This is a genomic window from Dyadobacter sp. UC 10 (genome assembly GCF_008369915.1).
Classification (GTDB): domain Bacteria; phylum Bacteroidota; class Bacteroidia; order Cytophagales; family Spirosomataceae; genus Dyadobacter.
In genome coordinates this window covers 6,302,575-6,315,528 of record NZ_VSRN01000001.1, presented here as the reverse complement: position 1 = coordinate 6,315,528, position 12,954 = coordinate 6,302,575, and the positions used below count along the sequence as shown (strand labels likewise).

3 protein-coding genes are annotated in these 12,954 nt (G+C 49.3%); 2 read left to right on the top strand and 1 reads right to left on the bottom strand.

What is annotated here, in order from left to right; translation table 11 throughout:
- Positions 1-26 precede the first annotated feature (26 nt).
- Positions 27-1,163, top strand: coding sequence for a transposase (locus FXO21_RS26025; RefSeq protein ID WP_149642829.1), 1,137 nt, complete (start codon positions 27-29; stop codon positions 1,161-1,163).
- 1,153 nt (positions 1,164-2,316) lie between these two features.
- Here the strand turns inward: FXO21_RS26025 and FXO21_RS26020 are convergent.
- Positions 2,317-5,415 carry a ligand-binding sensor domain-containing protein gene (locus FXO21_RS26020; protein ID WP_192579328.1) on the bottom strand — a complete coding sequence of 1,033 codons (3,099 nt, stop codon included), beginning with the start codon at positions 5,413-5,415 and terminating at the stop codon, positions 2,317-2,319.
- 592 nt (positions 5,416-6,007) lie between these two features.
- On the opposite strand from FXO21_RS26020, the gene FXO21_RS26015 reads away from it, so the two are divergent.
- Positions 6,008-12,922, top strand: coding sequence for a DUF7948 domain-containing protein (locus FXO21_RS26015; RefSeq protein ID WP_149642827.1), 6,915 nt, complete (start codon positions 6,008-6,010; stop codon positions 12,920-12,922).
- The last annotated feature ends 32 nt before the right edge of the window (positions 12,923-12,954 follow it).

The window sequence follows — 12,954 nt, the reverse complement described above, 5'->3', positions numbered from 1 at the left end:
AAAGCCTGTTCGATAAGGTTTTCAGCATGTCCGTTGATAAAGGCATGGTCAGTGGACATACTCAGGCCCTAGATTCCGCTCCGATCAAAGCTAATGCCTCAATGGAAAGTCTTGAGTTGAAAAGGCCATTTCAATCTGTCGAGAACCACTTTGAGCATGTTAATGCTGAAAATCAGCAGCAGACAAGCACTGGCATAACTTCGCCCGCCGGGTTAATAACTGCACCGCCGCATTATCTCAGGCGCATGAAATCTCACCAGGAAAAACTTCGCGAGAATCCTGTTAGTGCCAGTGGTGCCGCGCATGAAAGAGCACAGCTATTCAGCAATAAGACACACAATTCCCACGATCCAGATGCACGGATTTCAGTAAAGCCTGGCAAAGCAAGAAAACTCAACTATCAATGTAGTATGGCAGTCGATACAGGCCAAGGGGTAATCAGCCATATACAGGCAGATTTTGCGGATGGAAGAGATAGTCAGTATTTGCCAGCCATGACTGAAAAGGTCGAAAGCCGACTAAAGGTGAATGAATTGTGCATGACAGAGCTGCTAGCAGATGGCGGTTACTCCAACGGTTACAATTATGAATACTTGGAACTACGGAATATCACAGCATGGATACCTGTTTTTGAAAAGTACAAACTGGAAAGGGAATGGGTCACCTACGACAGGCAAGAGGATGTTTTTATCTGCACAATGAATAAGAAAATTCCATTTAAAGGCTTTGGCCGGACTTCCGATGGACTGCCTATAAAGAATTACGGGGCTTCTAAAAAAGATTGCATTCCCTGCGTTCTCAAAGATTCCTGTACCCCTAAGTCCCTATTTAAAAGAATACTCACAACAACCTTTGAAGATTATTACTATCGAGCTCATGAAAGGCAACACAGCAGGCGAGGCAAACAGATGAAGCGACTGCGACAGAGTACAATAGAGCCGGTCTTTGGAAGCCTGGTTCATCATTACGGGTTAAGCAAAATCAATATTCTAGGAAAGGCTGCCGCCCACAAGGTCATGCTGATGTCAGCCATATGCTTTAATCTTATAAAGTACCTCAAAACATTCAACAGAAAACTGGTGCAGAGTGCCGCAAAAGAGGCCGTAGGCCACTATAGTGCTACATTCTCTACGCCTTTTGACCGCTTTGAGCTGATCTCCTAAATTCCGGGGAGCTACGTATTGAAAAATTCACTCACCAGAAATCTCCGCTAGTTGTGCAACAGCCACGGTCGTATTTATGTACTTTTTGATCGTTTTGCGCCTTGCAGTAGTTGTATGCGACGTATAGCAATGGTTACAAACAAACAACATATATTAATAATTTATTATCAAATCATCCTTATAGGGCATAATTATGACATGAGAAGCCGGGCAAACGTTGGAGTAAGAAGGCCGTAGCAGACGGCTATTCAAAAAATCCAACCCTGTCCTTCATCTGCGGCTGTTGAAAAGAGTAAAGAAGCGGGAAAATGTCCTGATCGGCGGTTCAAAGTCGAAGAACAGCTCCACAAGGCTTGGGCGCTAGTTTCATGTTCGACCATGGTTGTTTTGATCCAGTAGGGCACCAGGGTAAATGCATTCATAGATATTGGATAAACCGGGGTTGTCTGAAAGTATTTTCTCCCCGTAATGAATGTAGCTGAGAGGTCATATAGCCCTGCTGTACACCAAGTCGCGAGATGTTAATGACCGGAAGGAATATCACTAAACCAATACCCGCCGATTAGTCATCGGGACCAAATAAGTCGAAAATAAATACTGTGATAAAATTTAGAATAATATCTCTATTATTCTACTTTAAGTAACCGAAAGGGGCGCTGTTGTAATACGTGTGGCGCTCGCCACCATATCCTGAGCACTCGAAATTGAGGTGGCTTTTATTTAGTACCTATAACCACGAGGTAACTACCTAAACTGTGCGCGTATGTGACAAAGCGTTAGTTTTTGGGTCTGTTGCCATTGGTAAAAATAAGTGTCGGTCTTTTTTAAGGTTCTTTCGATTGACGACACGATGATACAACGATTAGATGGCATCCCATGTCTCTCTACGAGAAAACAAATATAAATACTTGCCAGCGTCATACTCATCGAATATGAAAAACCAAATGATTTTTTTTATCGCAATAGCACTTTTACTGTGTGGCTGTAATGATCGGTATCCACTCAAAGTGGACTTTAAACAAGCATTTCAATTCGCTGGTGCCATGTCTGACTGGCAGCGACCGCTATGTTTTAAGGTCAATGCCAAACAACTTCGAGAAACACAGCTACCCAATCAGTCCTTCAAAAGTGACTCAAAGTTCTCTCTTTTTTCTCAACTTCCGTAAGGGATTCTAATAAAGAACTGGGTTCCGGAACTAATTTTAGCATCAATTTCAAGGCTCAACATATCCGCTAGCTCTTTGACAATTACCAGCCCTATGCCGTGAAACTCTGACAGGCTATCGGTAGATTCAGGATATGCAGAATCGCCACCGTTGAGCCAGTTCTGCACGTGACTTGGGAGTCCAGGGCCTGTGTCCGAAATTATAATTGTTATAATTCCCCTCTCTTGTTTCGCACTTACATTGACAGATCCCTCTGACGTAAATTTGTTTGCATTGTCGAGCAGGTTATGCAGGATAATCTTTAGCAATTGTCTGTTAGACCTAATCAAAATCATCTCGGAGACGTTGTTTTGAAACTCATTCCTTTGAGCTACAAATACGTCTTTGAATAGGCAGACTACTTCATCCACCAATTCGCGGGCTCCAAATGTTTCCATTGTTACTGCTCCCTTGGAAACCTGAGACCTTACATAGATCAGAATACCTTCTAGCAGTGAAAGGATTTTTCTGGATGAGTCATTCACACTCGACCCCACTGCTTTAGCCGTCGTATGTTCACCACTGTCTATGAGGCCAGATAGCCTTGCAGAGGTGTATTCGATTGCTCGCAGCGGACTACGGATGTCATGGCTGATTGAAGCGATTAAATGTGTTTGCACTCGCGTTTGTTTAAGAAGCTCCTCTTCTGAGTCTTTCAGTGCACTCAGAGTAACCCGCAAATTATGAGTTCTCTCTGCCACACGTGATTCAAGGATATTGTTCAATCTATCGGCTTTTGAAAGGCGATTCCTGAAATAGAAATAAACAGCGGTAAGCAAAAGAAGTACTGCCAGTATTTGGAATGGCCATACCTCATACCAGGCATAAGGAATGATGATCGCTAATGTCGTCAACCTTTCGGAGCTTGCGCCGAACCCTGCATTTTTTCGGATCCTTAGTGTATAAACTCCCGACTCGAGGTTATTTAAGTGAATTGATTGCTGGTGATTTTCTAAGGGATACCAAATCGGGCTCGTTTCATTTGTCCTGTCACTGGACACCGAATAATAGAGTTGTTGATTTTGACGGCTACCAAGGTAGGGAGATGAAACGAAGACCTGTATATTGCTGGCATCGCTAAGTTCAATTTTTGAACCACTGAATTGAACTTTCTTGGAATCTGCTTCGACACGGTCAATAAAGATCTTTGAATCCGGCGTATCGACGGGTACTAGCTCCGGGTTGAAAAAAACCAATCCGTCGATAGAGGGCAAAGACACATAACCGTTCTCCAATTGTACTGCGCAGGGTTGGCAGCCACCGTTGAACTCGTCGATACGAAAACCATCTTGCTTTGCATAGCGATGATAATAGAGTCTGCTACTGTCATGATGAGCACTGAAGTCGAGCAAATCTTTGCGATAGACTTGAAATAAGCCATGGTTTGTTGTAATCCACAAAAAGCCATTTTTGTCGCCAAAGATACAATGAGAACGAGATAATATTTTATCTTTATCTAATGGTAGCCGGGTGATTACGCCGTTTTGTAGCAAAAAAAAGCCGCTTTCACATGTTGTAAACCACAGCTCCCCGTTATGTGGTGCATACAGACTTGTCACGCATAAGCTGCTTGTATTCGCTATCAACGAGAAGGTTTTTTTTGCAATGCTGATTTTGAAAAGCCCAGTACCAGTGCCAACCCAAAGAATGTCCGAGTTTTCCTCTAATAAGTAGCTGATACCGGTAATTTTGCGTGTAAAAATATGTAGTGGCGTTCCGGCTTCTGTAGGATCTATGTATTGCAGCCCATCGAATCTTGTACCAACCCAGATTCGCCCTGCGCTATCTTCATATATCGGAGAAATTTCTCCGCCGGCATTCCATTGACCTTTCAACTTCTTGCTTTTACCATCGAAACAATAAAGCATGTTCATTTTTCTATACCAAATGTCTCCGGAACGTGATATGAGTACGCTGAGTCGGTTCATTTGAATGCCATCAATCAATTTCGGCATTTCGTATCTTATGGTTTTTCCGGTGGCCCCCTTACCCAGCACCTTCAATGAGGGTGTTAAAACTGTGCTGTCAGAAAATGGAATTTGCGAGTAAAATACATTTGCATCAGGTTCCTTGCTGTCGACTGTCACCGTTTCGAAGGCATGAAAATCAAGAACAAAAAAACCTTTGTTAGAAGCTCCTAGATAGAGCCTTCGATTCTTTTCATCAAACAATATCGAGACGATACTATTCTTCTTAAAATCGAAATTTTCAAGTAAAAGCGTCGTTTGGAGATCACCTTTGGTTCGTTGAGAAAGTAAGTAGAGTTTCTGATCCTGAGAAATGAAAGTTTGTCCTGATAAATCATCTGTGTAAACTATATAAGGTTTTGTCTGGTCAACTACGGGTTCCGGGGGCTTCGCTGAAATTAACTTGACTTTGCGTGGATGGGTCACCTTACGCTCCATAGTGAGAAGTTCGATGTTACCGCGCTCGTTGTTTTGGTACAAGTCTTCTCCCAGCCTAAAAATCCTGAACGGCGAAATTCCAGAGCTTGCGTACGTACCTTGTTTCCTCCAACTTTGATAGAAATCGATTTTTCCACCTTTACGCCACATATAGAAGGTGCCTTTCGAATCCGGGAACAAAAACAGATAATGGGAAATGGGCCATTGCCCGTGGTATCGGTCAGGCAAACCAATCGAATAGAACCAGTCATTACTTGCTTCTTTGGCTTTAAATTGACCAGGGAAACGAAATTCAAGTAGGTTGTAATCGAGTGTTGGCCTGCCGTCAGAAATTTTAATGTGATCACAGTCGGCACTCATGGCGTAAATCCGATCTTTTCTACCCTCGGGATCGGGAGCAAAGGACATAATTTGATTTGTGCGTATTCCTAGTTCCTTTTTGCCATAAGTCACAAACGACTGACCATCAAATCTGACTAGGCCAAGATCGGTAGCCAACCAAAGAAATCCGTCACGGTCCTGAACAATTGATCTCACTGAATTTTGCGGCAGGCCACTTTCGCTAGTATAATGCCGTAAGGTGTAATTAGCCTTCTCTTCATTCGCCAAACCAGGTAATGTCCTAAACAAGGTCAGTGACAAAACCAATATTAGCAATCTAATGGGGTACTTATCAGAGTAATTCACTATATGTACAGACTGGGGGAGTGGGTATGCTTTTACGGATACTAAGTAATAAGCAGGTGACAAATCGAGTAATGTAAAAAAAACAACCGATGATCAGGAGAATCGAGCAAAATATATTTTCGCTGTCAGCAGCTACCACGACTTAACCTGCTGGGGAAGTATGGTGATTAAAATAGGCTGGTTTTAATTATGAAATTGTAGAACAAGCACCTGACTGAATTACAGTGTGACTGGCTACCCGATTGCATTTGGGCTCAACAGATCATTTCGGGAGTTTACAAGCTTTACGCCATAGTAGGTAAAAAACTAATAGAAATTATTCTACTGTCTATTTTTCTTGCATAGAGCTAATACGACGAAATTACAATTAGTTTTGAGCCTTGAATTAATGACAGTAATAAGCTGCAAAGTAAACGCTTCATTCATTTACGTATATAGGATATCGTCTTTTCGGTTTTCTTAGAGCACTATACATACACGCCAAACTTTAAACCCAACCTTCAATAGCAATACCATTTAAATAGTTTATATCTAATTTCAATCTTCCATGCAGAAAAGACTACTACTTTCGCTGATCATCAGCGGCTGGACCTTCTTTGCCGTTTGCGCCCAAAAACCGGCATCGCCGGGATCGCCGCGCCTGGGCAATACAGCCGTTGACGCCAAAACCTCCATTTTAAAATCCACCGGCGGCTATCAGGCCGGCTTTGTCGAAAACAAAGGACAGCTCGTCGACCAGGATGGCAAAGCCAACGGCCGGGTCAAATACCTGCTACAAAACGGCCCATTGCATGTGCAACTGCGTCAAAACGGTTTCAGTTATGATACCTATGTGCGCAAGGGCGTGGGTTCGCGTAAGTTCCACCGCGTGGACATCGAGCTGGTGGGGGCTAACCCGGCAGCCGCATTGAGGGCTGATAGGGTTGGAAATGCACTTAGTAATGTGATCACAGAGCGCGGCGAATTCCGGAATATCCGCAATTTTGGGCGCATTACTTATTCGGACATTTACCCGGGCATCGACCTAGAATTCGTCGCCGATCCCAAATCGGACAAAAACGTAGAATATAATTTCATTGTCCATCCCGGCGCCGATCCGGCACGCATTCAGCTGCGCTACCACGGAAGCAAAAAAGTGGCGCTTAGCCAGAATCAAATCGTGATGGAGACCATCAACGGGCAGTTGAAGGAGCACATTCCTGCAAGCTGGGTAGGTGCGAGCCGGAAACCTTTGACCGTGTCGTACAAGGCATTGGGTCAGGATCTGTTTGCATTCCAGGTGCCTGCCTACGACAAGCGCCAGACACTGGTGATAGACCCGTCGCCGAATCTAGAATGGGCTACGTATTATGGTGAGTCTGCTGCTGATTTCATTAGGGCTATCGATACCGACGAAAGCGGGAACGTTTATGCGGTAGGCGGCACCAGGAGCACAAACAACATCGCTTCCAGTGGTGCCTATCAGGGCACGTTGGCCGGCGAAGGCGATTTTTTTATTGTGAAGTTGAATAGTGCAGGCGTTCGTCAGTGGGCGACTTATTACGGCGGCGACAAGCATGATCAGGCCTATGCGATAACGGTGCGGAACGGACACGTCTACATCGGTGGAGAATCCCAAAGCGAAGGCTTGGCCACACCGGGCGCTCATCAGACGGCTTATATTGCTGGTACGGATGCCGATTTTACCGGCAATGTTGAAATTCCATTTCTTGCTCAGTTTGATGCGAACACTGGCCAAAGGTTATGGGCTTCTTATTACGGGGGATCGGGCTACAACCTTCACGGAGGTTTTTTTGAATGCCTGAAAGTAGACGCGCAGGGCAATCTATATGCACTTGGCGGAAGTAACGGTAATACATTTCCAGTCCCGACCGCTCAATCAGGGGATATCGCTACCCCGGGTGCTTTCCGTACTGATGGTGGTGCCAACACTTCCTATCTCGTGAAGTTCAATGCTGTTGGTGTCCGGCAATGGGGAACTTTCATCGCCGGATCTACCGGCAGAGCCCTCACACAAGCGGCCAATGCAGGATTGGCACTCGATCTGGATAGCCAGGGCAATGTATATGTGGCCGGTTCAGGTACGAGCGCGACCGACGATGCAGCCTTTGCAGCAGGTGTTGGTGAGGGAACGGCGGTCCAGTTAGGCTATATCGGTAAATTCAACGGTAGCACCGGGGCCAGGATATGGGCCAGATTTTTCAATAGTTCGATCAACGGTCTGAAAGTAGATGAAAGCAATGGTCGTATCCATGTGGTAGGAAGTTCAAATGCTGCCTCGGGGATCGCATCATCCGGCGCGTTCCGTACGACGCTGGCGGCCTCTCGTGATGCCATCTGGGCCAGCTTCGATTTGACGGGACGTTACCTGAGCGGGACTTACCTGGGGGCGATTTCTACCGGTACATTACTAGCAAAAGCGATGGACTGCGCATTGGACGGGAAAGGCAATTTGCTGATCATGGGTGTTTCAACCGCAAATGGAGGCGGGCTGGCCAGCGATTGTGCCTATCAGGTAACACCAAGCGCAGGTGGAGATATATTTCTGAATAAATTCAGCATTGCTACCGGACAACGGTTGTGGGGGACGTATTTCGGAGGGGCCGGAAGTGATGGGCCTGCCATGACAGGAGGCCAATACGGAATGCTCCCGATGTCTTCCAACATCACCATGGACAGCGATGGCAGTATCTTCCTGGGCTCTTCGACTACCAGTACCACACTCGCTACAGCAGGAAGCCACCAGTCAATGGCCGGTGGCGCCAACGACGGCATACTCGTCAAGTTCAACCAAAATGCATTGCCGGCCAATGTGACCGTTTCGGCCAGTAACCTGGCGCCTATGACACAAAATGTATGTATACTTGGTACCCCCGGTATGATCACGGGCAATGCGGTGAGCATTACTGCACCGACGGGGTTTCGCAGCCAGCTTACTTACCAATGGCAGAAAGCCAGCGCGACTACCGGCCCGTGGCAGGATATTCCGGGTGAGGTTTTCAAAGATTTGCAGCCCGAGGCTTCGCAAACTACCGCCTATTACCGCCGTTTGATCAAAACCTACGGCCAGGATTGTGCGCCTGTGCAGCTGGATTCGTCGCAGGTTGCCGAGGTAGTGATTGGCGCCAATGCGGCCCCGGTTGCCAATGCGGATGGTCCGCAATGGTATGTGTGCGGCAACGGCTCCAACACGGTACCCCTGAACGGATCTGCTACGGGCGGGTCGGGAGCATTCACCTATCAATGGTTTGAAGGAAGCACCTCCAACGGTACATTGCGCGCCAGCACCGCATCCTGGACAACCCCCGCCATGACCCAGGCTACCACCTACACGTTGCAGGTGACCGATGCGGCCGGGTGCGTGGACATCGACCAGGTGACGATCGTACCTGCCGTAGCTGCTGCGGGTGCTGCGAAGTCTGTCTGTGAAGGATCAGGAGGCGTGCAGATCGGTACTCCGGCAATCGCAAGCCAGAAGGTAACTTATGCCTGGGAACGCGTTTCGGGTGACCCACTCACTACGTTGAGCTGCACCACGTGTGCCCAGCCGATAGCCAATCCGACCGTTACCACCGTATACCGTCTGAGAGTAACGGTGGAGCGCAAGGGTGGTGCCACCTGTTCCAGCACTTCCAACGTAACCGTAACGCCTGTTTCAGCACCCGCAGGCCTGATAGCATTTGCAGGAGAGGACAAAACCATTTGCAAAAATACCCCTGTGACCCTGGGCGGTACTGCCGACGCCACGTTCGCCTACACCTGGACTACCGGCCAGTATCTGGCTAACCCACAAGTAGCCAACCCCGTTTTCAATGCAGGAACCGCCGGCGTAACGGGAGGGGTGGCTAACTACACAGTGACTGCGACGAAAAGCGGCTGTACATTTACCGACCAGGTGAAAGTTGCCGTGCTCAATACCCGCATTTCGGATCAGGACGAAACCGTTTGCGGTCCCATGTGGAGCAAGCATATGGACGAAGACAATGCACCTGGTACCGTTTACACCTGGACTGTGGTTTCGGGAGACGGCGCGGTGCTGCAAACTTCGGAGGGCGGTAAAAATGCCTTTCTCAAAAGCAATACCGGCGTTACGACTTTCCGTCGTACCGTGAGCCTGAACGGCGTGCAATGCAGTGCCGATGTGTCAGTACAGCCATGCTCAAGCGGGCCTGGGTCGTGTGATTTCGAAATCGTGACACTTTCCGCTCAGGATTGCCCTAAAATTTTCGATGGCTCCGTTTTGAAACTGGGCACTTCGCTCGGCAATACGTCCGACTTCAACTACGCGTGGAGCCCCGCCAACCTGGTGGATAATGCGCGCGCCGCGACGGTGAACATTACTTCTACCGCGCAGGCGACCATTACGGTAACCATCACCAGCAAGTACGATGCATCTTTTAGCTGTGCTAAATCGATTGTGATCAATCCGCCGGGATGGTCGTTGCCAGTATTCATCGCGGAAGATAAATATACTTGCGCGGGTACATCTGTTCAGATCGGCACCACGCCGGTAGATGGGTTTACTTACGCCTGGACGCCGAGTGACGGCCTGGACAATGCGGCCCTTGCCAACCCGTCTGCGACGGTCAGTGCAACCACTGAATTCCGTGTCCTCATTACCGAAACAGCTTCAGGCTGTAAGCTTCGCGACACGGTTAACGTGAATGTGGCAACGCCAGTGGCAGCAGCGGGTATCGATCGTGCGATCTGTAACGGAGGTACGGCAACGTTGGGAACTGCGGCGCCTGCCGGTACCAACTGGCAATATGCATGGGAGCCCTCCAATGCGGCCTGGGTGAACGGAACAGGCGCTACCGACGCGCAGCCGCAGGTGCAATTTGCCTCTTCCACTCCACAAACATTCACCCTGACAGTCACCGACCCGTTGTCGGGCTGTACGGCCACGGACGAAGTGGTACTCAGTAACACGGTCACCGCAGGCGAATATGCAGGGGAAGGCGCCACTACGTGCGCAGGAGAGCCGGTAACGCTTGGACGCGGAGGAGATACTTCCGCACAATACGAATGGTTTATGGCCGACGGCCTTACGCCGGCAACCGGCCTGAGCAGCAACACCGTAGCGAGCCCGACAGTACTGAACCCGACGGCGACTACTACCTACGTGGTAAAAGTAAGCTTCCCGGGCTGTGTGACGCCGATCAGCGACGAGGTAACGCTCACCGTGAACGGGGAATCGGGCCTGCAACTGGCCGATAAGACCATCTGTCCGGCGGGACCGATCGAAATCGGTTACGGCGCCGCAGGCAACCCGGCCGCACCCGTGGGTGCTACTTACGCCTGGGCTCCGGCTACCGGCCTGAGCGACGCGACAGCAGCTAACCCAACCGCCACTGTCACGGGCAAGGTGGACTACATTGTGACGGTTACACTGACAAGCGGTTGTGTATTCAAAGACACTATAACCGTTACCCAGACCGCCAACGCAGGTGCAGACGTAGCAGTGTGCCCCGGAGAGTCGGCGGTAATCGGAACTCCGGCTATCGATGGAGCTACTTACGCGTGGACAGGAGCGGGAATCGTTGGCGCGGCCGATGTGGCCCAGCCAACCGTAAAACCTACGGCCACTACCACTTACACCGTTAGCGTGACTGTTGACGGTTGTACGACTACCGACCAGGTTGTAGTGACCGTGAATACTCCCGAGACTTTCAATATCACAGGAAGCACAGCCATTTGCGAAGGCGGTACTACCACACTTTCGGTAGCGAACCCGGCTGTGGCAAGCACATGGCAATGGACGCCAGTAACTGGCGTGGCAAGCCCTAACAGCCCTGTCACGACGATCACAGGCACGGCAACCCGTACTTATCGTTTAACCCAAACCAATACAGCAACCGGTTGCAATAACTACAAAGAGGTAATTGTGGTAGTGAACCCGAATACCATTGCGGCTACTGGCGGCGACCTCGCACTTTGCGCAGGAACCGAAGGTACATTGCCTTTGAATGTAACATCCACCGGCAATTACTCGTATGCGTGGAGCCCTGCCACAGGCCTTTCCAATGCATTTGTGGCTAATCCTACATTCACTGCCAACGCTGCAGGCGCGTATACGGTAACGGTTACCGACAATGCTAGTCAATGCCAGTTGGTAAAAACGGTAAATGTGGCGATCAATGCGCCTGAGTCATGTCTGGCACCTGTAACCCTGTCGGGTAATGTGTTCCACGACGGTAACGGCCTCAAAGATGTGACCGTGAATGCCAGCAATGCGCAGTCGTTACCAGCCGGGCTGTACGTAACGCTCGTGAACGCGAGCGGTGCTGCGGTGGAAACCGTAGCGGTTGAAGCAGACGGCACCTATGATTTCGGTGCTGTCGCTGCGGGTACTTACAGCATCGTACTACACCAGAATGCATCCGGTTCTACAACGGCAAACCTCCCTACCGGGTGGATCAATACCGGTGAAAACCTGGGCCCGGGCGTGGGCAGCGACGAGGCGGTGAACGGTATCCTGACCAACGTAACCGTCGCGGGACTGAACGTAACCAATGCCAATTTCGGCATCCAGCAGCCCCCTTTAGCCGATTTGAAAGAATACAGCATCGATCAGCCGGCGCCTAATGCAACCATTCCTCTGGACGGCACGCATAATAGTACCGGAACAGGAACGTCGTCGCCAGGCGGACTTACCGGAACTGACCAGGAGGATGGTTCGCTGAATGGTTCGGGCAGGAACCGTACGGTGGTGATCACCGCATTGCCGGGCACGGCCGAGCTGTATTACAACGGCGCACTCGTGACGCAAGGACAGATTATCTCTGCTTACGACCCGGCATTAATGGCCATCAAACTGACCGGTATTGGCTACACGAATGTCACTTTCGAGTACGCTTACCTGGACGAAGCCGGTGAACAATCTTCTCCTGTGCCTTACACGATCCGCTGGGAAGGTGCACTTCCGGTGAAACTAGTGTCGTTCGAGGCCGTTGCGCGTGAGAATGTGGTGGAACTGAACTGGGTTACCAGCGAGGAAAGCAACAGCGACAGATTCGAAGTTCAGCGCAGCGTGGACGGCAAGGTTTGGAATGCGATCGGAAGCGTGAAGGCGGAAGGGGAGAGCACAGAGCGAAAAACCTACGAATTTACCGATCAGCAGCCGCAGACCGGCGCTAACGGTGCTAATCTTTATCGGTTGAGAATGACGGACCTCGATGGCACTTTCGCATTCAGCAGCATCAGAAGCGTACGTTTTGGCAGCAAGCTAGAAAGCAGCGTATTCCCCAACCCCGTTACGACGGTGCTCAACCTGAAGGTAACCAGCTGGAAACAGGTTAAAGCGCTTCGGATCAACAACCTTTCCGGTATCAGCGTTTACAGCTCGGGACCGGTAGAATCGGGAACACTAGATGTATTTGGATTGGAATCAGGAATTTATATACTTAACATAACGCACATAGACGGGTCTGTTCACACACACAAATTCGTCCACATTAAATAGGAGCATGTACGGTTGCCTGTTCGTCACGGGCA

Coding starts and splice junctions, on each gene's coding strand:
- FXO21_RS26015 (WP_149642827.1), top strand. CDS start 6,008: ATGCAGAAAAGACTACTACTTTCGCTGATCATCAGCGGCTGGACCTTC.
- FXO21_RS26025 (WP_149642829.1), top strand. CDS start 27: ATGTCCGTTGATAAAGGCATGGTCAGTGGACATACTCAGGCCCTAGAT.